At 49.5% G+C, this 22,272-nt stretch carries 24 protein-coding genes; 5 read left to right on the forward strand and 19 right to left on the reverse strand.

All coding sequences use genetic code 11. The features are described from left to right. Window positions 1–48: 48 nt before the first annotated feature. The 5 genes from H8S80_RS34530 to H8S80_RS32540 form a co-directional block, all read right to left on the reverse strand. Window positions 49–576, reverse strand: a complete 528-nt coding sequence (locus H8S80_RS34530; RefSeq protein ID WP_242659775.1) for a DUF6870 family protein — start codon at window positions 574–576, stop codon at window positions 49–51. A gap of 207 nt (window positions 577–783) precedes the next feature. Continuing rightward, window positions 784–1,026: a helix-turn-helix domain-containing protein gene (locus tag H8S80_RS32525; RefSeq protein WP_002604473.1), complete on the reverse strand. Its 243-nt coding sequence runs from the start codon at window positions 1,024–1,026 to the stop codon at window positions 784–786. Beyond that, on the reverse strand, window positions 1,010–1,447 hold the full coding sequence (locus tag H8S80_RS32530) for a sigma-70 family RNA polymerase sigma factor (RefSeq protein ID WP_003502131.1): 438 nt from the start codon (window positions 1,445–1,447) through the stop codon (window positions 1,010–1,012). The genes H8S80_RS32525 and H8S80_RS32530 overlap by 17 nt, the downstream gene beginning before the upstream one ends. 473 nt (window positions 1,448–1,920) lie before the next feature. After that, window positions 1,921–2,904 (reverse strand): 23S rRNA (adenine(2503)-C(2))-methyltransferase RlmN, encoded by a 984-nt coding sequence (gene rlmN, locus H8S80_RS32535; RefSeq protein ID WP_002584956.1) that lies wholly within the window; start codon window positions 2,902–2,904, stop codon window positions 1,921–1,923. Between the two features lie 16 nt (window positions 2,905–2,920). Further along, on the reverse strand, window positions 2,921–3,106 hold the full coding sequence (locus tag H8S80_RS32540) for a cysteine-rich KTR domain-containing protein (protein WP_003431289.1): 186 nt from the start codon (window positions 3,104–3,106) through the stop codon (window positions 2,921–2,923). Between the two features lie 399 nt (window positions 3,107–3,505). Between H8S80_RS32540 and H8S80_RS32545 the strand changes: the two genes are divergently transcribed. The 4 genes from H8S80_RS32545 to H8S80_RS32560 all read left to right on the forward strand — a co-directional run bounded on the left by H8S80_RS32545 (window position 3,506) and on the right by H8S80_RS32560 (window position 6,155). Continuing rightward, window positions 3,506–3,862 carry a helix-turn-helix transcriptional regulator gene (locus tag H8S80_RS32545; protein ID WP_002584957.1) on the forward strand — a complete coding sequence of 119 codons (357 nt, stop codon included), beginning with the start codon at window positions 3,506–3,508 and terminating at the stop codon, window positions 3,860–3,862. A 201-nt stretch (window positions 3,863–4,063) separates the two neighbouring features. Next, window positions 4,064–4,393 (forward strand): plasmid mobilization protein, encoded by a 330-nt coding sequence (locus H8S80_RS32550; protein WP_002584958.1) that lies wholly within the window; start codon window positions 4,064–4,066, stop codon window positions 4,391–4,393. Then, a complete protein-coding gene (locus tag H8S80_RS32555) occupies window positions 4,354–5,691 on the forward strand; it encodes a relaxase/mobilization nuclease domain-containing protein (RefSeq protein WP_007709548.1) in 1,338 nt (445 codons plus the stop codon). Before H8S80_RS32550 ends, H8S80_RS32555 begins: the two co-directional genes overlap by 40 nt. A 68-nt stretch (window positions 5,692–5,759) precedes the next feature. Then, window positions 5,760–6,155: a hypothetical protein gene (locus H8S80_RS32560; RefSeq protein WP_007709549.1), complete on the forward strand. Its 396-nt coding sequence runs from the start codon at window positions 5,760–5,762 to the stop codon at window positions 6,153–6,155. Between the two features lie 191 nt (window positions 6,156–6,346). On the opposite strand, the gene H8S80_RS32565 is transcribed toward H8S80_RS32560, so the two are convergent. Beyond that, on the reverse strand, window positions 6,347–6,697 hold the full coding sequence (locus H8S80_RS32565) for a helix-turn-helix domain-containing protein (protein WP_007709550.1): 351 nt from the start codon (window positions 6,695–6,697) through the stop codon (window positions 6,347–6,349). A gap of 162 nt (window positions 6,698–6,859) precedes the next feature. Between H8S80_RS32565 and H8S80_RS32570 the strand changes: the two genes are divergently transcribed. Beyond that, complete coding sequence (locus H8S80_RS32570) at window positions 6,860–7,312, forward strand: SLOG family protein (protein WP_007709554.1); 453 nt, start codon at window positions 6,860–6,862, stop codon at window positions 7,310–7,312. Window positions 7,313–7,368: 56 nt separating this feature from the next. Here the strand turns inward: H8S80_RS32570 and H8S80_RS32575 are convergent, their stop codons facing one another. From H8S80_RS32575 to H8S80_RS32635, 13 genes are all read right to left on the reverse strand, one after another. After that, on the reverse strand, window positions 7,369–7,575 hold the full coding sequence (locus H8S80_RS32575) for a transposon-transfer assisting family protein (RefSeq protein ID WP_007709556.1): 207 nt from the start codon (window positions 7,573–7,575) through the stop codon (window positions 7,369–7,371). A gap of 4 nt (window positions 7,576–7,579) precedes the next feature. Beyond that, on the reverse strand, window positions 7,580–10,975 hold the full coding sequence (locus H8S80_RS32580; protein WP_007709558.1) for a YodL domain-containing protein: 3,396 nt from the start codon (window positions 10,973–10,975) through the stop codon (window positions 7,580–7,582). Window positions 10,976–11,100: 125 nt separating this feature from the next. After that, window positions 11,101–11,469, reverse strand: coding sequence for a cysteine-rich VLP domain-containing protein (locus H8S80_RS32585; RefSeq protein ID WP_007709568.1), 369 nt, complete (start codon window positions 11,467–11,469; stop codon window positions 11,101–11,103). Beyond that, a complete protein-coding gene (locus H8S80_RS32590) occupies window positions 11,466–13,541 on the reverse strand; it encodes a type IA DNA topoisomerase (RefSeq protein WP_087290504.1) in 2,076 nt (691 codons plus the stop codon). The genes H8S80_RS32585 and H8S80_RS32590 overlap by 4 nt, the downstream gene beginning before the upstream one ends. Continuing rightward, complete coding sequence (locus H8S80_RS32595) at window positions 13,538–14,269, reverse strand: DUF4366 domain-containing protein (protein ID WP_007709574.1); 732 nt, start codon at window positions 14,267–14,269, stop codon at window positions 13,538–13,540. The genes H8S80_RS32590 and H8S80_RS32595 overlap by 4 nt, the downstream gene beginning before the upstream one ends. Next, entirely contained in the window at window positions 14,259–14,525 is a 267-nt protein-coding gene (locus H8S80_RS32600) for a DUF4315 family protein (protein ID WP_007709576.1), read from the reverse strand. Before H8S80_RS32600 ends, H8S80_RS32595 begins: the two co-directional genes overlap by 11 nt. Before the next feature lie 21 nt (window positions 14,526–14,546). Beyond that, window positions 14,547–16,517 (reverse strand): C40 family peptidase, encoded by a 1,971-nt coding sequence (locus H8S80_RS32605; protein WP_007709578.1) that lies wholly within the window; start codon window positions 16,515–16,517, stop codon window positions 14,547–14,549. Further along, the gene (locus H8S80_RS32610) at window positions 16,514–17,470 is read right to left on the reverse strand and encodes a DNA-methyltransferase (RefSeq protein WP_007709580.1); all 957 of its coding nucleotides are present in this window, start codon (window positions 17,468–17,470) and stop codon (window positions 16,514–16,516) included. The genes H8S80_RS32605 and H8S80_RS32610 overlap by 4 nt, the downstream gene beginning before the upstream one ends. Next, window positions 17,467–19,863, reverse strand: coding sequence for a VirB4-like conjugal transfer ATPase, CD1110 family (locus H8S80_RS32615; protein ID WP_117633602.1), 2,397 nt, complete (start codon window positions 19,861–19,863; stop codon window positions 17,467–17,469). The genes H8S80_RS32610 and H8S80_RS32615 overlap by 4 nt, the downstream gene beginning before the upstream one ends. Continuing rightward, window positions 19,823–20,215: a PrgI family protein gene (locus tag H8S80_RS32620; protein WP_003508247.1), complete on the reverse strand. Its 393-nt coding sequence runs from the start codon at window positions 20,213–20,215 to the stop codon at window positions 19,823–19,825. Before H8S80_RS32620 ends, H8S80_RS32615 begins: the two co-directional genes overlap by 41 nt. A 1-nt stretch (window position 20,216) precedes the next feature. After that, window positions 20,217–21,113: a radical SAM protein gene (locus tag H8S80_RS32625; protein WP_181988069.1), complete on the reverse strand. Its 897-nt coding sequence runs from the start codon at window positions 21,111–21,113 to the stop codon at window positions 20,217–20,219. 16 nt (window positions 21,114–21,129) lie between these two features. After that, window positions 21,130–21,981, reverse strand: coding sequence for a VirB6/TrbL-like conjugal transfer protein, CD1112 family (locus H8S80_RS32630; protein WP_007709586.1), 852 nt, complete (start codon window positions 21,979–21,981; stop codon window positions 21,130–21,132). Window positions 21,982–22,063: 82 nt separating this feature from the next. After that, window positions 22,064–22,270, reverse strand: a complete 207-nt coding sequence (locus H8S80_RS32635) for a Maff2 family mobile element protein (RefSeq protein ID WP_347565850.1) — start codon at window positions 22,268–22,270, stop codon at window positions 22,064–22,066. Window positions 22,271–22,272: the final 2 nt, after the last annotated feature.

Raw genomic sequence — 22,272 nt, forward strand, 5'->3', positions numbered from 1 at the left:
CCCGTAATCACAAGGTCTTTACCCGTAGGGTTAAGGGAAAGTCGGCGGTTATTTCAGACTTAAAAAGTAATCACACAATGATTGCTTTAGCGTTCTATCCTCTGCGACAAACCGTATTCTTACGGGCGTATCGCCGCAAAGAAAACAATATGGATTGACGATCTGCTCCAAGTAGCTTTGCATTTTCTTTGCTGCTGGCAAAGAACTGTCAATATGGATATTGCTAATATCAACCAAAGTGCTGCGGTCAACCTGTGTAATATCAACATTTCTCATTTGTTGAAGTTGTAACTTGGTAATCATCTTCTTTCCCTCCCGGTTAGCGGCATAGTACAGAATATGCGCTCCGGCTTGTACGATATGAGAAATAAGGCAAAAACGGGCGGTTGTTAGCTGCAACCTCACGGGAGTTTCACCCCGGCCCATGCTTATGGGTGCGCCGCGCAATACTTTGAGGGTGTTCAACGCGGGAGTATCATTGTAGCCGTTTGTATGTCGTCGCCCACAAGCTGCTAAACTTGTTTTACGGCGCGGTAGTTCTCGCTCGGCTTTTCCCCGTAGGGGAAAAGCTATCATGGCGTACCCGCCGCCCGGCTCGATACAAACGGAATGTACCCGTTTGCCTGCTATGCTGCGCACCAAAGGCCGCTTTCTTTGTCAAAGAACAATAGGCTTTGTCGGCCTGTAACAGCACATCAACAGCGGATATGCTTTTGCGGAACGACAAATAGCCCATAACGGGAAGCGTGGAAAGGGGACACGCTCCCCGCATGGGCTAAAAGATTATCCTACATGAAAAGCAAGGGTGCGGGTAATAAGGCGCACTTGCAGCCTGTTACGCATTTCCTCGTCCACATAGGAATAGGTATTGCCCGCGTCGTCTTTCAGCGTGCGGGTACAAAGTTTCGCTATGTAACCCTCGTAATGCTTCAAGATCGCGCACATGGCGGTTGTGTCGCCGTTTGCCGCTGCGGAAATGACAGGGAACGGCAACAGATTTTCAGATTTCCTAACGGTATTCATCATCTGCTTTTCCCTCCAAATACTGTTTGATTTTCGCAAGCGCGGATTTCCTGTGCCGGAAAACCGTCGTGCGTACAACATTCAGCAGTTCAGCAATTTCCGCGTCGCTCATGTCCAAGAAGTAGGACAAAAGGATAATGTCGCGTTTCCTTTCGGGCAAAGCGTTAAGGGCTTCGGCAAGCAGTTCATTTTTGACGAGTACATCAAAGCCGGACACTTGAAAACGGAAATAATCGCTTTTGTATTCGTCCGTTGTGAAAAGCTGCGCGAGTTCGCTTTCGCTCAAATCCGAAAAAGGTACTTCGCGTGCTGCGCGTTTCGCAAGAGTGCGGCGGTGGCTTTTCGCTTCGCCAACCAAAGTTTTCTTTGCTAATGCGTCGTACTGATGTTGTATTCTTTCCTTGTCGGAAGAAGATAGCTCCATAGAGTTCACCTCCTTCCCGCGTGGAGTAGAGGACGGGAGTTAAGGGCTTGTCCTCTCTGCCCCTTTCGCTCCGTACCCGTTCGGGAGATGGCTCTTGAGTGCGTTTTTCAGAAAAAAGTTGAAAAAAGCAAAATGCGCCCGTCCGCAAGACGCGGACGAGCGCAAAGGAAATGTAAGAAGTATTTAGATGTATTGACAGTTCATACTCATAGCCGGAATATCCCGCTTGCGGAGCATAGCTTTTTTTGACCGCAAAGCATTAGGCGGGTTACAGTAAATAAAAATGGACACGGCGATACCTCCCCGATACCGCCGTATCCTTAAAAAAGGGCGACTTTAATACACTACCCGCAATCCATTCTATAATAGGGAACAGCGGCTTTTGCGCAATATTAAATAAAAAAGCCGATAACACATAGGTTTTTTGACCTAATGCGTTATCGGCTCTGCGTCTATGCGTCTGGCACTTTTAATCATTTTTTTTTGAATTTATTATATGTGTTAGCTAACTGTCCACAAGCCGCGTTAATCTCTCTGCCATGAGAAACTCTCATAGTAACTTCAAGTCCTGCTTGCTCTAATTGATGTTTGAATGCAACTATTTCCCGTTTCTGTGGTGCTTTAATTCTTGAATTGCTTGTTGGGTTGTATTGTAACACGTTAATCATAACTTTTTTGCCCCGAAACCATTTTGCAAGTTGTCTTACATCTGAGGGCCGGTCATTTATACCCGGTAAAAGCAAATACGCAAAGACAATTTTGCGATTATGCCTTTCAGAATAGGATAAGGCTTGCTTAACAACATCTTCAATAGCATATATGCGCATGTGAGGAATAATACGATTTCTTGCAGATTGTGTTGCTGCGTGTAAAGATATTGTCAACTGAATTTTAAGATGTTCCTCGCGCAATTTTTTTAATTGATCGACCGGACCAACTGTTGATATGGTAATGCCGTCGGTTGGAAAGTTGAGCCCATATCTATCTCGGAGAATATGGATTGCTTTTATCAAGTTGTCATAATTGAATAAAGGCTCTCCCATACCCATAAAAACGATACGGTTTACTTTTCGACGCAACAATATAATCTGTTGTACGATTTCTGACGATGTTAGATTACGAACAAAGCCATTTCGCCCGGACTCACAAAAAATACAACCAACAGGACAACCGACTTGTGTGCTCACGCAAACAGTTCCACCATCTCGCCGCTTGATAAAAACCGTTTCAATGTATTTGTTGTCTTTCAGTTCGTAAACATACTTTTCAGTATCACTGCTTTTGCAAATATTTTTTACCAACATTGATAGATTTTTTTTGCGTGGTAATTGCTTATATAATTCTTCATATAAGGCTTTTGCTTCATTCTCGCCAATAACTTCCGACATTTCTTTGTAAGTAAATCCGTATGGATCATTCCGTACTTCCGCAGGCGTATATTTAGGTAAACGTTTCATTTTTATATCCTTTCTTCTAAATAATAAAAGTTTGTTTTTCTGTATTTTTGATTACAATCTCTAATTTTTCTACATCAATGATATGCGTCAATTTGCATTTAGGGCAGAAAAGAGGAAAATCTTTTAATACAGTATTATGAAATACTTGAACTCTCGTCTTTCCGTTACAAATCGGACATTTTATCCAATATTTTTTAAGCATTATATTTCACTCGTCCTTTTTACACAAAAAAATGCAGGTCAATCCTCAACATGAGCATTGACCTGCATTTATAATGCACAGAGCAGTACAACAAAACTAAGGCATAGCTTGCACTATGTCTATACTATATCTATACGTCGTTAGTTTTTTGTATAGCATCCGCAAAATAAGCATGACAAAAAAGCCCATGTTGAAAATGGGAAAATCCTTTTTTTTCAATGCTTATCTAATACGCATGCTATGCAACATAAACGCCGCCTCCTTTTACATAAATTTTATTTTATCAGAAAATCAGTCTACTGTCAATACACAACAGGAAGTATTTAACCTAATGATATGAATTGTGTGGACATATCCAAAAAGAAAGGTGAACTGTAAAATGTAACAGGGTGAATGAAAATGGCAAAAAGACCCGTACCATTGTACGACTTTAAGGCTTTCGGGGCAGCTATAAAAGCCGCGAGAAATGAATACGGCGAGAGCCGCAAAAAGGTAAGCGACGAGTTATATATTTCCCCGCGCTACCTTGCGAATATCGAGAACAAGGGACAACAGCCGAGTTTACAGGTATTCTATGACCTTGTAACCCGGTATCATATTTCGGTAGATCAATTTTTCTTCCCGAACAGCAATGCGGAGAAATCCACCGGGCGGCGGCAGCTTGACGCGCTGCTGGACGGTATGAGCGATAAAGGCATACGGATTGTAACCGCAACAGCAAGGGAGATAACGGAAGTCGAAAAAGCAGAGGATTAACCTCACAATATGAGAAATCGGGAGATTGCAGCGCATGGCGGCTGCAATCTTTTTTTGCGTCCAAAATCAAAGGAACGCGCAACAAATACCGCCTTTCGGTGGGGGTATGGAGTAGATAGCAAGCACAGCAAACGAGTACCCGTTTGCGGAAAATGCTTGTTGGGATAATCCCAAACCCTTATACCGAAAGGCGGTGCGGAAATGGAAAACCGAAAGAGAAATATACAGATGAAGTTTTACGTTACGGAAGAAGAAAAGCGGCTGATCGACGAGAAGATGAAGCAGCTTCCCATAAAGCAGTATGGGGCATACTTCCGTAAAATGGCGATAGACGGGTATATTCTTGTCGTTGACCGAAGCGACACAAAAGCATATATCCGGGAACTGCAAGCGGTGAGCCGGAACATCAACCAAATTGCAAAACGCGCCAATGCGACGGGGACGGTTTACAGGCAGGATATAGAGGACATTAAAAAGGCGGTGGACGAGATATGGCGGTTACAAAGACGCACCCTATTAAATCAACCTTAAAGGCTGCGATAGACTATATCTTAAATCCCGAAAAGACAGACGGGAAGCTGCTTGCGTCCTCTTTCGGCTGCGGGCTGGAAACCGCCGATATTGAGTTTGCATGGACGCGGGAAGCTGCCGGAGATCGCGGCACACATTTAGGGCGGCACTTGATACAATCCTTTGCGGTGGGAGAAACCACACCGGAAGAAGCGCACAAAATCGGCATGGAACTTGCCGGGGCGGTATTAGGCGGCAAGTATGAGTTTGTTTTGACAACTCACGTCGATAAAGACCATCTGCATAATCACTTGATTTTCAACGCGGTTAGCTTCGTTGACTACAAAAAGTACCATTCCAACAAGCAAAGCTATCACTTTATCCGGCGCACCAGCGACAGGATATGTAAAGAGCATGGGCTATCCGTCGTCGTACCGGGACAGGACAAGGGAAAAAGCTATGCGGAATACACCGCCGAAAAGCAAGGGACAAGCTACAAAGCAAAGCTGAAAACGGCGATAGATACTCTCATTCCCCAAGTGAAAGATTTTGACGAACTGCTGCGCCGCTTGCAGGAAATGGGGTATGAAATCAAACAGGGCAAATACATTTCCTTTCGCGCTGCCGGACAGGAACGGTTTACCCGCACAAAGACGCTCGGCGCGGCCTATACGGAAGAAGCGATAAAGGAACGTATCAAGGGCGTATATATCGCCAAGTCAAAACCGCTGCGGGAAGATAAGAAAATCCGGCTTGTCGTCGATCTTGAAAACAGTATCAAAGCGCAACAGTCGGCGGGCTATGAACGGTGGGCGAAAATCCATAATCTGAAACAGGCTGCAAAAAGCATGAACTTCTTGACCGAAAACAAGATTGAATATTACAGCGACCTTGAAAGCAAAATCGCGGATATTATGACCGCCCATGACGCGGCGGCAAGGGCGGTTAAGGACGTAGAGCAGCGTATGTCTGATTTGTCGCTGCTTATCAAGCACACAACCACATACCGACAATTAAAACCGATTTACGAGGAATACAAAAAGTCGCGGGACAAGGAAAAGTATCTGCGGGGGCATGAAAGCGAAATTATCCTGTTTGAAGCTGCGGCAAGGGCATTAAAGGAAATGCAGATAAAGAAGCTGCCCGATCTCGCCGCGCTGCGCAAGGAGTATAGCAGCTTAAACGACAGGAAAACCAAATTGTATGAAGATTATCGGCAAGCCAAGAAGCAAATGCAGGAATACAGCGTTGTCAAAAAGAACGTTGACAGTATTCTATATCCGTCCCAAAGCAGGGCGAAAGAACAGGAACGGGGGTAAGACCGTAGATTTCTTTACAATAACCTGTTACAATCAAACTATATTCAGAGAACAAAGGAAGTGTATATATGGGCTATTTAGCGGCGGCGGGAGCCTATTTAATAATCGGTCTTGTAGTTAGCTTTATCCTTATGGTAGTGGGGCTTTTTATCGGGCATATCATTGTTTTTGACAGTATCGCCCTCGGTATTATATCCGGCGTGTGCTGCAATCACTTTTTCACGCTACACCCTGCATTATGCGTGCTGATCGGCGCTGCTGTATTCGCGCTGCTGCTGTTTCTCCAAAAAACACGCTTTGGATTTTGGGTAATCGGGGTGCTGCTGTCCGCTGCCTGGGCGGTTATTTTCGGGCTGCTGGCGTTTATTATCTCCAATGCAGATCAACTTTGGTTTTATGTGGTCTGCGGGCTTGCTTTTATCATCATGCTGCTTCTCCATATCAAGGCAAGAGATAAAGCATAAAACAAGGGTAGCAAGTGGAACGTTAAGGGCTGAAAATGGCTGTATTTCTGCGGCTTCCAGAGCGCGAAAACGGCATAGACGATACTTTATACTCAAACCTCAAAAAGTGCCTTTCTAATGTTCCACGAAAACGCAAAAAAGAATGGGGCGCGGTGCCAACAATCGGCAGCCGCGCCCTTGCTTTATTCTAATCACTCTTTCAGTTTGGCATTTTTGCGTATGGTTTCCTTTGCTGCCCTTACAAAGTCTGCAATCATACGGATTTCGTATTCGTCGCAATCGGAAACGAGGTCTTGTATTTCCTGTGAAAAAATATCTTTGGAGTGTATCACGCTATCACATAAAAACTCGTCAACAGAAACGGAAAGGGCATTTGCCAAAGATACAATCGTCGGCAAACTCAATTTGGAGTTGCCCGTTTCAATATTGCTCATGTGTGTTGTGGAAAGCGACGCTTTTTCCGCTAATGCTTCCTGTGTCAAATCCGCTTTAATACGGGCAATCTTTATGCGCTTGCCAATCGCTCTATAATCTAATTCCATTCAAAAATCCCTCGCAATCACGCTCTTTCCTATATTGTATTTTTTCCGCTGTATCATTATAATAATCTGTATAAAGAATTACTTTATACAGTTTGTGTTTTTTTGAAAATATTTTATATTCCACCTCACAAGCTGTATTTCTAATATATGTGAGGGAATACAATGATTACTTGCACCTTTGCGGGGCATAGAGAAGTTTTCGGCTCCTGCACTCAAAAAATAGAAAACGCGCTTGAAACGCTGATCGAAAACGAAGATACGTTATACTGTTACGTCGGCGGTATGGGAGAGTTCGACGGATTTTCCGCTGCTGCTGTCCGCAATCTGAAAAGGAAATACCCAAACAAAGAAATCCGGCTGACGCTTGTTCTGCCCTATATGCAGCAAAAATTAAACGAGTATAAGGAGTATTACGAAACGAGTTTTGACGACATTCTTATCCCGGCAGAGTTAGCGGAGATACACTATAAGCGGGCAATACCCGCCCGCAACAGGTGGCTTGTGGATAATAGCGACTATTTAATAGCTATGGTATGGCGCGACTTCGGCGGGGCATATACGACGCTGCGGTACGCGCAAAAACAGGGGAAAAAGATAATCTTGCTGGAACGATAAAAAACAGGGGCGCGGTTGCCGATTGCCGGCACCGCGCCCCTGTGTACTATGGGCTATTACTCGTCGGTCAAGATAAACTCCCTTTCGGAAAACTCGCTGTCCGTCATGGCTTGCAGCTTGTTTACCGCTGCGGCGGCAAGCTGGCGCATATCCTCGTCCATGTAGGGCATGGCAGAGTTGATATTATCAATCGTCCTTTCCCGGCTGTCCTCGGCGTAAATCGCAATTATGTTTTCTTCCTCAATGGTAAAGCGGATATTCATGCTATCAAACCTCCAAATCCTTTTTCTGCTCTTTCTGCTTGTCTTTCGGTTGCTGCACCGCCTGTTTCTTGTACTCGTCCAGCTTCTTCAAAATGGACGGTTTCTTTTGCGGCTGCTCCCGTTTCTCGGCTTTTACCGCTTTCGCAAGGTCGGCAACGGAGATCGCTTCGCCCGCCTTTGCCCGCTGCTCCAAATCCGCGACGGTGGGCGTTTGCGGCGTGTTATTGATAAGCCCGTCAAAGTTGTTGTCGTTCTGCTCTACAATATCCTCAACGTGCTTTAAGGGATTATCCCGCTGCGGCTGCTCGGCAGCTATGGCATAAGCCTGTGTGCCGTTTCCCATAATGAGATACTTCCCGTCCTCCGACGCATGATGAAAACCAAAGCCCGCCGCTTCGATCTGTTCGCGGCTCATGTCGGTAATATAAAAATTGCCCCTCGGCGTTCTGACGGTTTCGCCCGTCATAAGGCTTTCGGGGGTCGCTTCCGGCTGTTGCTTTTCAAGCTGCCCGTCCTTGTAGGAATACCCTTGTGCCGCGATTGCTTCAAGGGTCTTGCCCGTAACGTCGCCATAAATCCGCTTGTCTGCGTCTACAAGCAGTTGCAGCGTATCTTTTACGGTATCGGATAGGGCTTGCTGCTGTTCGGGAGATAGCTTATCAAATACGGGGGTCTGCTGCGCTTGTTCCTGCAAAAACTCCGGCACCTGCTGAAAACCTATGCTGTCTACATAATGGGCGGTGTTCTCGCCGTTCTGATGAAGCACAACAATGTCGGAAACGGAAAGGCTATGCCCCTTAAAATCGGCGGGGTGGTCGATATTAAACTTTTCCCAAATGCCGCCAAGCGTCATATCCTTTGTAAGCGGCGCGGTATAGACGAGTTCATAATTTGCCCGGTCAACGGTATGCCCCGTTGCTTGCAGACGGTCGAACGGCTCAAAGCGCAAATCCATAGTTTCATCTCTGCGGGCTAACTGATAAATCCCGTAGCTGTCCTCCTTGCCGTTGAGAAGCAAGGTTTCTTTTGCTTTCGCTTCCTGCTCCTGCTCGGCTTGCCGCTGCTGCTGCAATTCGGTAAAATGCCCCTCAATCTCGGTAATGAGTTCCTTTGCGGTCGCCTGTATCGTTTCAAGGGACGCTTTTAATTCGGTCATTTCCTTGCCGCTGCTCCAGCCCGCCACATACCCGAAAGAGTAATCCGACGTATCAAGCCCGAAATGCTGACACACCGTATAGGCAACGCTTTCAGCCTGTACCTCGCGGCTGCGGCGGTCAACGCGGTTTTGCTCCTCCAGCGGGGCGTTTAAGTCCACGTCATGCAGCTTCGCATGGGCGATTTCGTGAATGGCGGTCTTTACCGCCTGTAACTCACTCACGCCCTCTTTGATAGCAATTCGCTTATCGGTCAAGCTGAAATATCCGTTTGCGCCGTTTGTGATCTGCTCAAAAGCAATCGGAACGGGGGACGCTTTTTCAAGGGCAGCGAAAAAGTCCTCGTACTGTTCCACATCGGCAAGCAGCGGCTTAACCGAAAGATCGGGGAACTCCTTGCCCTCGGTCTGCGAAATGTCAAAGACGGTTACAACCTTAAAGGCGGGAACGGTAACTTCCTTTTCTTCCTTAACCGTCTTTCCCTCGCTGTCAAGTATGGGCTTTCTTGTGTCGGGGTCGATTTTATCCACCAGCTTTTTTACCTTGTAGGGCGCGGGGGCAAAGATTTTAATGCCTTTCTCGCCGCTTTTCACATGGCGGTCAAACTCTTTCTGCCATTGTGAATAGCCCTTTACCAAATTGCCGCCCTGCATGGCAATTAGGATAGTGTTATTCAAGCTGTAATCGTGAAACTTTGACATAGCCGTTAAAAACTCTTTGTAGCGGTCGCTGTCAAAAATCGCTTGTATGCCCTGTTCCAGACGGGCGGTGATCTCCTTTACCTTGTCGCCGGGTTTTTCAGAAGAAAGGATAATCGGCACGACGGGGCGGGGCTGCGGCGGCTCGGCGGGCGGCGTTTCTGTCTGCTGCGCTTCGGCTGCGTCCATAAAGACTTTATCCTGTTCGCCGCGCTCTTGCTGCGGGTAACTCATAATGCGGTATTCCTCCGGCACTTCGCGCCCCTCAAACTGACGCTCCCACTCGTCGCCGCTTTCGACGAGATAGCCGTATTCGGTAAACGCGCCCTTTTCATGCTCGGCGGCGTTTCTGCCAAAAGTAGTAAGGTCAATGCCGCCTTTCCATTTTTCGGGCATTTGTACCATGCCGGATTGATTTAAGTAATAATCGCCTAAATCGCGGTAGGTATGTACTTCGGGGATATGGACGTAAAAATCCACGTTGTAGGTGAAGTCAATTACCTGTCCGATATTTGCAAGCCCGTTTTTCTGCTGCAAAGCTGCGTTCAGCTTGCCAACCTCGGCGGGGTCAAGCTGTTCGAGCCGCGCCGCAAGAAAATTGAGTTCGTCCACGTCGGCGGCGCATACCATTTCATAAGGCAAAGCAATATGTTTCTCCGGGTCGTCGGAATAGCCGCGAATGGAAAAATCCTGCGGGTTATCGGCGGTAATGCCGACGCTCTGCATGGCTTCGTGAAGCTGCTCTTTTGTAGCGGGCATATCCAACCAATAGCCGCTTGGGTCGCCCGCTTCAAAGCGGCTGCGGTTGCCTATCATAATAGAAAACTGTTCGCTCATGTGTTCACGCTCCTTTTCCTGCCCGGTATTTTCGGGGATAGCTGCCGCCTGTTGCTGCTGCGGGAGTTCTTCGCCCTCTATGGTGTAGTCCGGCATGAGCATACCGTTTACTTTGAAATAGTCGGCGTACTCCTGCGGGATAGGCGGGGAGATTTCCGTAAACAGACGGTCGTATGCTTTGATACGTCCATTCAGATACTTTTCCATAGCCGCCTTGTCGGAAAAAACCTTTCTGTCCTGTCCGGCAATCTTCGCTTGCCCGTTCCTGTTCGGGCTGTTGGTATAAACGCCCCATGTGAGAGAATAAGAGTAAGGGACGCTTTGCTGCTTCTCCCTGTCGTAACGGGTGTTCTCGTAAATGTGGTAGTTCATCTGATATACCCGGTTGCTGCGGGTATATCGGTCATATTCGCCTTTCTGCCACTCGTTAGAAGTGTGCTGCACAACGGTTGTCCTTGTGTATTCAATCGCTTTGTCAAGCAAAAGCGTTTTGCCCGCCTGTTCCTCCCATGCGGCGGCGCGGCTTGAGAGATCGTTAAAAATCGCCTGTTCCGCTGCCGCGCTTTCCTCGCGCATGGCGTGTAGCTGCTCCGGCGGCAAGGAAACATAGGGGGCAATATCCCCGTCCTTTGCTTCAAAATATATCCGGCGTTCTATCCGCATGGTTTCGGCGGTTTCCAATTTGTCATGGTCGTATGAAGAATACGGCATATTGTTTCATCACGTCCTTTCTCGATTTTTAAGGGTTTGGGACTATCCCAACAAGCAAAATGCCCGCGCTTCCCATAGAGCAGCGCGGGCATTTCTCGCAAACGGGTACTCGTTTGCTGTGCTTGCTATGTAGTTGTTCTTATCCGTAAACGCCTGTTTCTCTCGCTTTCCGCTTTCTGCCTGCGGCGTATCTTTGCCGCACAATCGGGACAGTATTTCGCCCGATTGCTGCCCGCCGCAAACGTGCTGCCGCATACCGCGCAACGCTTCAAATCGGTTTCCCCGCTGCGGGTGATCTGTTCGCAAAGCTGCCTGTCTGCGGGTAAAACCGCTTCGCGGAAATAACGGCATAACAGCGAATAGCTGATACTCTGCACACACACGCAAGTTTCCCCGTCGTCCAATAGCAGACAGTTCCCGCAATCGTTGTTGGCGCACGCGGCGCGGGTCATTTTCTTAACGGCTCGATACTGCTTTTCATCAAGCCTAATCATTTTCGGTTCTGCTCGACGCGGAAGTTTACATACTTGCCGCCTGTGTCGGCAAGCAGCACAACCCCGTCAAAGGTCTTTCCCGTTTTGGTGGAGTACATACCCTTGATTTTTACCTTTCCGTCTTTCAAAAGGGCGGCGGCAATCGCCTTTGTGAAAGTCTTTTTGCGCTGCTGAAAGAACAAGTCATTTTTCCACATGACAAAGCTGCACGCCCTGTCGGAACAGTAGTAGTTTTTCTTGCCCTCGTAAACCGTCGCGCCGCAACGGGGGCAAGTGCCGATTGCTTCCCGCTGCGGGGTAAACAGCTTCGCTTTATCTTCGGAAATCGCGGAATAGGTTTTGACAAGCCCCGCTGTCATTTCCTCAATGCTGCGCATGAAATCGTCCGGGCTGTCGCTGCCTTTGGCAATCCCGGTAAGGCGGGTTTCCCATTCTGCCGTAAGCTGCGGGGACGTAAGGACTTCGGGCAGGATAGCGGCAAGGTTATACCCGTCCTTTGTGGGGATTAGCTTTTTGCCCTTGCGCTCGGCAAAGCCCGCACTAATGAGTTTTTCAATGATACCCGCCCGCGTTGCGGTAGTGCCTAACCCTTTGCGCTCTGCGTCCTCCGGCGTTTCTTCCTTGCCCGCGTTCTCCATAGCGGACAGAAGCGTATCTTCGGTATATGCTTTCGGGGGCTGCGTGTAACGCTCGGAGATCTCCGCTGCCGGATTGTCAAAGGTCTGCCCCTCGGCAAGCGGCGGCAAAACGGTTTCCGGCTCTGCGTCCTCGTCCTGTTCCTCGGACGCGGCGCGGGACAGCTTTTCAATCTCACGCCACCCCTCGCAAAGCGTCGTCTTTCCCTTTGCGGTAAAGGTATAACCGCCGCAAGAGATAACCGCCGTAACCGCTTCATACTCATAGGGCGCGGCTGCGGCGCAAAGCAGTTTTGCGCATACAAGGGTCATTAGCTTTTTCTCGCTTTCGGCAAGGGAAGAAAAGCCCGTTTTCACAAACTCCGCTGTCGGCAAAATGGCGTGATGGTCGGTTACTTTGCTGTTGTCGCAAATCCTCGCAAGGTCTGCTTGCAGCTTCACGTCCCGCATAAAGGGAAGCAGCGAACAAAGCCCGGTAATGAGTTCCTTTGTGCTGTCCTGCATATCGGAAGTGATATATTTGCTGTCGGTGCGGGGATAGGTCAAAAGCCGCTTTTCGTAGAGGGCTTGCGCATAATCAAGGGTCTGTTTCGCCGTAAACCCGTACAGGCGGTTGGCTTCGCGCTGCAACGCGGTAAGGTCAAACAGCTTCGGCGGTGCAACGGTCTTTTTCTCTTTTTTGAGGGAAGTACAAACGGCCTGCGATTTCTCGCAAGCCGCTTTCATATGCCGCGCCGCCGCTTCGTCGTCCTGCCGTTCCGAAAGGGCGGCAACGCCGCCAACGTCCAGACGGACAACATGATATTTTTCTTTCTTAAAGCTGCTGATCGCATAGTCGCGGTTTACCAGCATGGTAAGGGTGGGCGTCTGCACTCTGCCGACATTCAGCGTTTTGTGATAGAGGATAGAGAAAAGGCGGGTCGCGTTAATCCCGACAAGCCAATCTGCCTTTGCTCTGCAAAGCGCGGATTGATAGAGGTTGTCATAGCTGCGCCCGTCTTTGAGGTTTGAAAAGCCCTCGCGGATTGCGCTTTCTTCCATACTGCTAATCCAAAGGCGGGAAAAGGGCTTTTTGCAATTTGCCTGTTCATAGACAAAGCGAAAAATGAGTTCTCCCTCGCGCCCGCTGTCGCACGCATTGACAATCTCGGAAACGTCGCTGCGGTGCATAAGGTCTTTGAGTACGGAAAACTGCTGCTCCTTGCCGCTGGCAACGGTAAACTGCCAATCCTGCGGGACAATGGGGAGATCGTCATACTTCCATTTTCGGTACTGCTCGTTGTAGGTCGCCGCGTCCGCAAGGCTAATCAAATGCCCGATACACCAGGACACAAGGTAGCCGCTGCCCTCAAAATATCCGCTGCGCTTTTTATTCGCGCCAAGTACGGCGGCAATCGCCGCCCCGACGCTCGGTTTCTCTGCAATTACAAGTTTCATACTTCCTCGTCCTCCTGCTCGGTTTCTAATTCTTCCTCGTCCTCGTCGTCCTCGTCAAAATCGAGATCGTCAAGGTTGCTGCTGCCTTTTGCCGCGTCCTTTTTGGGCTTCATAATCTTAAAGTAATAGAACGCGCCGCCGCCCACTGCGGCAAGAAGCAGCACGACAAGCAGAATAGCACCGCCCATGCCGCCGCCTTTATCTTCCTCCGGCTCCGGCTGCTCGGTTTCTTCCGGCTCCGGCTCGGCTTCCTTGCCCGCGCACTCGCTCATATTGACGCTGCAAACGGGGCAATCGGTGTTGACGCTTCCGGCAACGCATTTTTCAGTACAGCTACAAGCGGGGGCTTCGGTCTGTTCGTCCTCCATAAGCTGCAAAAGGTCTTTTTCATCAACTTGATTGAGGAAATGGACGGTGTTTTCTCCGTCCTCGGCGCGGTCAATGATGATGTAAAAATAGTTTCCGTTTTTCGTAACGACGGTAATAAACTGCTTATCGCCGGACGCTTCGCCCGTTATGTCGTCCACAAGGCTCATGTTGCCCTCCGGCGTTAAGGGCTGCGGCTCATAGCCGCCCGTCGTTTCTTCCGGCTCGGTTTCGGTTACGGGGGTAGGCGGCTCGTCGCTCACATCACCGCCGCCCGCAAAAGCGGTAACAGAAAAGCCGCCCATGAGTACAAGGGCGGCAAGCAAAGCGGTAACGCTGCGGAACAGTTTTTTATGCTTCATCTTCGGTTTCCTCCTGTTCGTCGGTATAGTCTGTGTCCGGCTGCGGCAAAATGATTTCGCCGTTGGCATAGGCGGAGAGGAACGCGGCAAGCTGCGCCCCGTCAAGGTGTACCGCTTTCACCATTTGAACGATCTGCGCGTTTTCTTCCTCGATTTTCTGCGCTTCAAGGTCTTTCAGCCTTTTTTGGTATTCAAGGACTTTCGCCCTCGTTTTCTCAATATCCCTTTCGATACGGTCAAGTTTCGTGTTTGCCATAGAAATAAACTCCTTTCAAAGTCAGTTGTAATGTAGCCGCCCATAGGCGTAAAAATGGGATTGCCAATAGCTTGTATCAAGTTTTGCGTATTGTATCGGGTCGCCACAATGCAGCATGACGGGGCTTCCGTCCCCGTCCTCGCCAACGTAGATACCCACATGAGATACCCCCGGTGTGTCATATGTACCCGTAAAGAAAACCAAATCCCCCGGCTGCGGGTTGGAAACGCGGGTTGAAATGTTGTAAAGCCCCTGCGCCCCAAGTCTGCCTGTATTGTATAAGCCGCTGTTCGTCAGCACATAGCTAACAAAACCGCTGCAATCAAAAGAGGTTTCCGGGCTGCTGCCGCCCCACACATAAGGAAAACCGACATACTTTTCCGCTTCCTCAATGAGCCGCGCAAACTTTTCATCGGAATTGAGCAGCGCGGCGGGGACTTCGTAATCTGCGGGCGGGTTTTCATAGTATTTTGAAATATAGCCGGATTGCGGGAAAAGGTCGGGTCTGTTCCCAAGCGACGACATATACATAGCGTACATGGATAGCTGTTCCTCGCCCATAATGTAAACGGGAACATGGGAGAGGTTGAAGTTTTCCAAATCCACATTGAGAATGTAATAGTTATAGGCTACTTCAACGTCGTATTCGTTGCCCTCGCTGTCCGTCCGCGTTTCGGTGCGGTAGCGTACCTCGACTTCCTCCGTAACCGTCAAGATATACTGTTTATCAAAGAGCATTTCAAGGGTGCTTTGCGCTTCATCGAGAGTAAACACGCCCTCATGCCAAGCGGAGAGGATAGAGATTAGCACATACGGGTCATGCTCGATCTCGTCAGCCGTTACCCGGTATTCGTCATAGCCGGGGTATTCGCTTTCGATGTTATCCAGCATATCCTGTAACTCGGCTTCCATAGCGACATACGCGCTTTCTGCGCCTGTAATATCCGCGTCCTCGGAGAGATAGGACGACGCAATCAAGCCGCTGCCGCTGTTGCCGCCGAACAGGGAACAAGAGGACAAGCCGCCGAAAAACAGAAGCACGATAAAGGCAATCCCGCCCACAATCAAACAGCCTTTCCAATGCCGGACGACAAAGAACGTCGCCCGTTTGGTTTCCTGCGCCGTTTTCTTCGCCGCCTTTGCGGTGGCTTCGGCGGTCTTTTTCACCTTGCCGCCCGTTTTCAACGCCTTTGCATACTGCTTTTTAATGCGCTGTTTTTGCCAAAAACGGGAAATCGGGTTGGAGTGCGCAAGGGCGGGGTTATCATGCAGCGCCTTTTGGTAGAGGAAATCGGCGTTTGCCTTTGCTGCCTTTTTCTCGGCTGCTGCCGCCGCCCGGTAAGGTTTCAGCTTATGGCTGCGTATGCCGCGTTTTACTGCCCGCGTCGTCATGCCGCCCGCTTTCTCGCCCACAAGTTCTATCCTGTGTCCGCTTTCCACACCGACGTTTTCTTTCTCCACCTCATAGATTTTTCCATGTACGGCGGCGTCCAATTCCTGTGCCGGACGGGATAACGGGTTATGACGCAACTTGCCGTTTGGGGGCTTATCCGTTTTTTCAAAAGCAAGGCGCGTCTTTGCTTTGCCTTTGGCTTCGTCAAAAACGCGCTCTTTTGTGATTTTGGTCTGTTTGGGGATAGCTGCCCGCGCTTTGTCTAAACGGTCAGCCGCCGTATCGGATTTTTTGATTGCCTTTTGCAGGTCCGGCGTTGCCCGTTCCGCTTCGGAAAACTGCAAGCGGGACGTATGGGTTTTAAGCTGTGCTGCGTCAAGGGTCTTTTTCTCCGCGCCCTTTTCAAAGTGGCGGCTAACCTCTGTGCCAATACGTTGGGTGGCTTTTTCCGCTGCTCCCGCTACGGGGGCTGAATAGTTTTCCTCCGGCGGTCTTTCGCTGATACTCGTTGTTTCGCCCGTCGTAAGGTTTTCCGCAACCGCCCCGTCGCGGGTCATTTTCTGCGTTACCTTGTCGGGGGCTTTTAATTCCTTGCTCAATGTTCATCACCTCCAATACGCTGTTTTGCAAGGGTGCAGTATTCGGGGTTGATCTCTATACCCACATAGCGGCGGGAAAGGCTTTTTGCCGCCGCTGCGGTCGTGCCGCTGCCTAAAAACGGGTCAAGCACAATCCCGCCGACAGGACAGCCCGCCAAAATGCACGTTTCCGCAAGTTTGGGCGGGAACGCTGCAAAATGCCCGCCGCGATAGGAAGCTGTGTTGATCTGCCAAACGTTGCGGCGGCTGCGGACGGGGGAAATCATTTCGTCGGTGTATGCGCCTTTCCTGCGGGGACGGTTGATTTTCTGCGGCTGGTTTTGCCCCGGAACGGTAGCGGCATATTTGTTGCCTTTCCCAACTCCGCTTTTCAGCCGTACCGCCGTTGTGGGGGCTATCGGCTCGGCTACTGCTTGCCAATCGTAGTAATATTTCTTCGACTTGGTAAGCAGAAACACATATTCATAGCAGCGCGTCGGTCTGTCCCGCGTGCTTTCCGGCATGGCGTTTCCCTTGTGCCAAATGATAGAACTGCGCAAATACCAACCGTCGCCCCGCAAGGCAAGGGCTACAAGCCACGGAATACCGATTAGGTCTTTCGGCTTGCAGCCGGGGGCGCGGTGGTTTACCGCCACTTGCTGCCCGTTCCTGCCTTTGGGATATTTCGGGTCTTGGTGGTCGGCTTTGCTGCCTGTGCCGCAATAAGTGTCCGCGATATTCAGCCAACAAGTACCCTCCGGCGTAAGCACCCGCTTTACCTCATGGAAAACCGCTGTAATGCGGGAAACATATTCCTCCGGCGTTGCTTCCCGTCCGATCTGCCCGTCTGTGCCGTAATCGCGCAAAGCATAGTAGGGCGGGGACGTTACGCAACAATCCATACAGTTATCCGGCAAGGTTTGAAGCACCTGCAAGCTGTCGCCGCAATAGATTTTATCCGTTTCTATCTTCATGCTGACACCTCGCCGGGCTTGGTCGTCATCACGCGGTAGAGTTCCGTATCTTTTGGGAAACGGTCAATAAAGGGCAAAATCACGTTGCCATAGAAGATAAGTCCCTCGCCCGCTTCGGAATGGGTTACATAGGTCATTTGCTGCTGTGAAATGTTAAGCTGCTTGGCAAGGATTTCCCGGTCGCCCTGGGCTTGGTTGAGCATATACACAAAATCACTGTTTTCAAAGATGTTCTCCACCTCGCGGGACGACAACAAATCTTTCACGTTTTGGGTGATACCTGTCGGAATACCGCCCCACTTCCTAAAACGCTTCCAAATCTCGACGGAATAGGCGGCGGTCTGTTCCTCTTTCAAGAGCAAATGAAACTCGTCGATGTAATACCGCGTCGCCTTGCCCTCGCTGCGGTTTACCGTTACTCTGTTCCATACTTGGTCTTGGACGATAAGCATACCGACTTTTTTAAGCTGTGTACCGAGTTCCTTAATATCAAAGCAGACAAGGCGATTATGAATGTCAACGTTTGTCCTGTGGTTAAAAATGTTCAAGCTGCCGTTTACATAGAGTTCCAATGCCGCCGCGATACGCTGCGCTTCCTTTTCCGGCTGCTTCTTGATCTCGTCGTAGAGGTCGCCCAAAATCGGCATATTCTCCGGCTTCGGGTCGGCAAGGTAGTTGCGGTACACGCTGATAACGGCGCGGTCAATCAAGGTCTTTTCAACAGCTTCCAGCCCGTTTTTACCGCCCATAATCAACTCACAAAAGGAAAGGATAAAATCGCTCTTTAAGGCTATGGGCGTGTCGCCCTCGCTGTAATTGAGGTTAATATCCATCGGGTTTATGTACTGCGTGCTGTTCTGCGAAACCTTGATAACCTGTCCTTTCAGCCGTTCCACAAGGGGGTAATATTCGGCTTCGGGATCACAAATGATTATGTCGTCCTGCGTGATAAGAAAAGCGTTGGTGATCTCGCGCTTTGCGGAAAAACTCTTGCCGCTGCCGGGTGTACCCAAAATCAAGCCGTTAGGGTTTTTCAGCCGTTTCCTGTCGCACAAAATCATGTTGTTGGAAAGGGCGTTTAGGCCGTAATACAAGGCTTCGCCGCTTTGGAACAGTTCTTGCACCGTAAAGGGGACGAAAATAGCGGTACTGGAAGTCGTCAATCCCCGCTGGATATGGATTAGGTTTTCCCCCAATGGGATAGAGGACATAAGCCCCTGTTCCTGCCGGTAGTCAAGGCGGGTGAGCATACAGTTGTATTTCTGCGCGATACTTGCGGCCTGAAATACGTCGTTATCCAATTTCTGCTTGGTGTCCGCGATATTCAGCACAAGCAAGGTAAGTAAAAACATTCGCTCGTTCCGGCTCTGCAAATCCCGCAAAAGGTTTTTCGCTTCGCCGCCATAGGTGGCAAGGTCGGACGGGATTATATCCATATCGTAGCCGCTGCGGATTGCCTTTTTCTGTTCCTCAATTTTCATGCGGTCAAGGTCGGTGATTTTCCGCTTAATGGTCTTGATCGCTTCGTTGTGGTCGATACTCTGAATGTGCAGATTGACGACAATCCCGTTTTCCGCGTCCATGAAGTCGGCAAGCATACGGTCTGAAAGTTCCGGCGCGGCAATCTGCAAAAAGGAAACCGCGCCAAACTTCCCGCCCATTTGAAACATTCGCCCGTCGCCAAAACGGAAAGAGGACGGGGCGATAAAGTCCTTGACGGAAAGGCCGCTTGCGGGTAGCCATTCCCAAGCAAAATTAAAGCGTTCCCCGTCCGGGTGGAACAGCCCATGCAGCACTTCAAGACGCTGCTTCCCGTCCAGCACCCGCGCCGCCGCGCCCATCACCTTAAAATGGTTGAGGGTGTCCGTTTCGATACGGGCAAGCCGCGCCCGCGCCGATTTAATGTCTTTCGCTTCAATGGTAAAGGTGAGAAACTTTGTCTTGATAAGCCCGTTGTTGCCCCGTTCAAGCTGCGTTTGCAGCATTTCGGTGTATTCGGCTCTGATACTGTCAAAGTCGTCATTCTGCGGGGCAATCGTGATACTGCTTTTGAAATCGTCCTTGTTCGCATGGCGGCTGATTAAGGAAAGCTGCACACCAATGGAAGCGTCAAAGGAGTTATACATATCGCAAAGGGCTTCAAAAATGGCGGTCTTGTCGTCCGGCTGCGCAAGCTGATAGTTGATGTCCTCAAACTCAATGCACTTGGAATACCGCCCGTTTGCAAGGCGGCAAATCCCGTCCTTATACATTCGCTCAAACGGTATGCTGTCCTGCGCCGTATGGGGCTTCCCGTCGCCCTTTGCCTGCCGGATAAGCGCGTCGATCTGTTTCTTTTCCTGCCGCGTAAGTTTACGCTTTTCGTTTTGGGTCTTTCCCTTTTCCTTTGACAATCGCCCGTACCTCCTTATCTAATCGCTCCTGCCGCGCAAGGGCGGCATAAAAATTGTTGGTCTGATAAGGTCGCTCTTTGGGGCGAAGAAACTTCACTTCCACAAATTGCCGAATAATCACTTCCAGCGGTTGCCCGTTTTTCTCGTACATGGCAAGCAAAAACATAGGCAGCATGGCAAGCACCATGCACAATGCCGCTGCGCTCGTTCCAACGCTGCCTTTTACCAAAAAGAACAGCGGCAGTCCGATTGCCACCGCCGCGCTGAAACAAATTAGCTGTCGTTTCGTAAGGTTGAACATTACCTTGCTTTTGATTTTTGTTAAGTCCTTTGGGACGGTTACATACGCCATTTCATACCTCCTTTCTGCCCGGAATGTAATCTTCAAAGCGGGGAACAGCATAGAAAAGCCGCTTGTTGTTTACCCATCGTTGCAAATGGCGGGTAACAGGCGGGGCGGTTGGACGCTCGTAAATCATCACATACGGGTCAAAGCCCATAGCCCGCAAGGTGTTCACGCGGTATAAATCCTGTTCGTGAGTGCTGCCGTAGTTGGTAAGAACATACACGCGCCGCTGGCGGCTGCTTTTAATGGCTGTCAAATCCAAAAAACGTTGGAAATACCCGGTCAAGTCCTCGTCGGGATTATCCCATGCAAAATGTACCGCTTTTATCCGTACCCGATTTAACAGGCTGACATTATCCCTGTTCACAAGGCGAATATCCAGCCCTTGCGAAAAATCCACCCATGCGCGGCTTCGTATAAGCTGCTCAATGAGATTTTCATGGTCGGGACAGGCAAGCAGATTAGCGTCCATGATTTTTATTTCCGGCTGCCATTTCCAAAACTCGGACAAATCCGCAACCTTAACGCTTTTGCGCCCCTCTTTACCGCTGACAATGCAAAACCCGCAATTTCTCGGACAACCCCGGCTTAAAAAGCCGTAGGCAATCCCGAAAAACTGCGGGTAGATAGAATAATCCGGGTAACTGTGTTCCACTTCCGGCGGCAAGCGGTTTTTCGTGTCGTAGCCCGTACCGCCGAAAATAACCTGTTCCGCGTTGGTAACGGTTATCGTGTCTTTGGAATAGGTGTCCGTAAAGACGCGGCTTTTATATACAAGGTCGTACCGCCCCTTTGCGTTCCACCATTCCACTTTATGCCCTTTTGTTTTGTGATACGCGGATAGCTTCATCAAGCAGAGGTTGGGGAAGTTATGACTATCCACGTCGATTAAACCGATTTTCAAATCATAACTCACCCCCTTAATGTGCCGAAAAGACGCTCTTTGCAAGGCTCCCCGTTTTGAAAAGGGTAAAGCACAAGAGGACGGTATAGCCCATGCAAGACCAGATCGCGCCGGAAATGTCGTCGGTTGCTGCGATTGTCTGTATCAAGACCGCATAAATGCCCACGCACACCAAAATCAAAAACGCCTGAAAACCAAGCGCAAGCAAAGATTTTAAGTAATTCTGTCCCATGCTGCCCCATTCGTGATTTACCATTGTTGCCATAGGGATAGGGGCAACGCTCGTTACAAGATATATTTCAATCATGCGCCCATACACCACAAGCATAATGCAGATTGACAGGGCTTTCATGGTAAGCCCTACAAAGAGGGATTGAAACCATAACCCCAAAAGACCGCCCACGCTCATAGCGTCGAGTTTTGCTTCAATGTCGGTAATGACGGTGGTAACGTCTATGCTTGTATCGGATATGATAACCCCCGCGCTCTGATTGACGACGCTCTGCGTAACGTCGAAAACTCCCATGACGATGTTCCAAGTGTTTGTTACCAGCAGCACCGCAACAAAGGTCTTAAAAATCCATTTGAAGAAAATCCAAGTGTCGAGATCGTGCAGATTGTTTTTTTCAATTACAATCTGGATTAGTTCGTAGCACATGACAAAGGTAATGATAACGCCCGCAATCGGTACAATGACATTTTCCGAAAGGCTGCGTATCATGTTGAATATGCCCGCGTTCCACCCGGCGGGGGTCGTGCCGACTTGCGTTGCGATTTCTCCAACCTCTGTATTTACGCTGTCAAACAAGCCGGAGAGGTTCGATAAAATCCCGTCTGTCAAAATGCCACGAAACCAATCTTCAATCATCTGCCATATCAAAAGTTAATCCCTCCTTTCCCGCGCCCTCCCGTTTCCGAGAGGGCGCGGCGGGTGGTATTTGTTTTAGGCATTATCCAAAAAGTTTGGAAAGAAGCGGAACAAGGGTGCCGCCGATCAAAGCGACGCCGCCGCCCGCCATGAGCTGCTTCATGCCCTGGCTTTTTACTGATGTGTGATAAAGAAGTAATAGAAGTGTAAAAAATTTTGCCGTTCCTATCCGGCACATGAGGTATGTCGGATAGGTCGGGCGGTTATTCGGGCAAGTCCACCTTGCCAACA

It is taken from the genome of Hungatella sp. L36 (genome assembly GCF_014288035.1).

Excerpts from the sequence above, each read along its gene's own strand:
- H8S80_RS34530 (WP_242659775.1), bottom strand. The coding sequence starts at position 576 with ATGATAGCTTTTCCCCTACGGGGAAAAGCCGAGCGAGAACTACCGCGC.
- H8S80_RS32525 (WP_002604473.1), bottom strand. The coding sequence starts at position 1,026 with ATGATGAATACCGTTAGGAAATCTGAAAATCTGTTGCCGTTCCCTGTC.
- H8S80_RS32530 (WP_003502131.1), bottom strand. The coding sequence starts at position 1,447 with ATGGAGCTATCTTCTTCCGACAAGGAAAGAATACAACATCAGTACGAC.
- rlmN (WP_002584956.1), bottom strand. The coding sequence starts at position 2,904 with ATGAAACGTTTACCTAAATATACGCCTGCGGAAGTACGGAATGATCCA.
- H8S80_RS32540 (WP_003431289.1), bottom strand. The coding sequence starts at position 3,106 with ATGCTTAAAAAATATTGGATAAAATGTCCGATTTGTAACGGAAAGACG.
- H8S80_RS32545 (WP_002584957.1), top strand. The coding sequence starts at position 3,506 with ATGGCAAAAAGACCCGTACCATTGTACGACTTTAAGGCTTTCGGGGCA.
- H8S80_RS32550 (WP_002584958.1), top strand. The coding sequence starts at position 4,064 with ATGGAAAACCGAAAGAGAAATATACAGATGAAGTTTTACGTTACGGAA.
- H8S80_RS32555 (WP_007709548.1), top strand. The coding sequence starts at position 4,354 with ATGGCGGTTACAAAGACGCACCCTATTAAATCAACCTTAAAGGCTGCG.
- H8S80_RS32560 (WP_007709549.1), top strand. The coding sequence starts at position 5,760 with ATGGGCTATTTAGCGGCGGCGGGAGCCTATTTAATAATCGGTCTTGTA.
- H8S80_RS32565 (WP_007709550.1), bottom strand. The coding sequence starts at position 6,697 with ATGGAATTAGATTATAGAGCGATTGGCAAGCGCATAAAGATTGCCCGT.
- H8S80_RS32570 (WP_007709554.1), top strand. The coding sequence starts at position 6,860 with ATGATTACTTGCACCTTTGCGGGGCATAGAGAAGTTTTCGGCTCCTGC.
- H8S80_RS32575 (WP_007709556.1), bottom strand. The coding sequence starts at position 7,575 with ATGAATATCCGCTTTACCATTGAGGAAGAAAACATAATTGCGATTTAC.
- H8S80_RS32580 (WP_007709558.1), bottom strand. The coding sequence starts at position 10,975 with ATGCCGTATTCTTCATACGACCATGACAAATTGGAAACCGCCGAAACC.
- H8S80_RS32585 (WP_007709568.1), bottom strand. The coding sequence starts at position 11,469 with ATGATTAGGCTTGATGAAAAGCAGTATCGAGCCGTTAAGAAAATGACC.
- H8S80_RS32590 (WP_087290504.1), bottom strand. The coding sequence starts at position 13,541 with ATGAAACTTGTAATTGCAGAGAAACCGAGCGTCGGGGCGGCGATTGCC.
- H8S80_RS32595 (WP_007709574.1), bottom strand. The coding sequence starts at position 14,269 with ATGAAGCATAAAAAACTGTTCCGCAGCGTTACCGCTTTGCTTGCCGCC.
- H8S80_RS32600 (WP_007709576.1), bottom strand. The coding sequence starts at position 14,525 with ATGGCAAACACGAAACTTGACCGTATCGAAAGGGATATTGAGAAAACG.
- H8S80_RS32610 (WP_007709580.1), bottom strand. The coding sequence starts at position 17,470 with ATGAAGATAGAAACGGATAAAATCTATTGCGGCGACAGCTTGCAGGTG.
- H8S80_RS32620 (WP_003508247.1), bottom strand. The coding sequence starts at position 20,215 with ATGGCGTATGTAACCGTCCCAAAGGACTTAACAAAAATCAAAAGCAAG.
- H8S80_RS32630 (WP_007709586.1), bottom strand. The coding sequence starts at position 21,981 with ATGATTGAAGATTGGTTTCGTGGCATTTTGACAGACGGGATTTTATCG.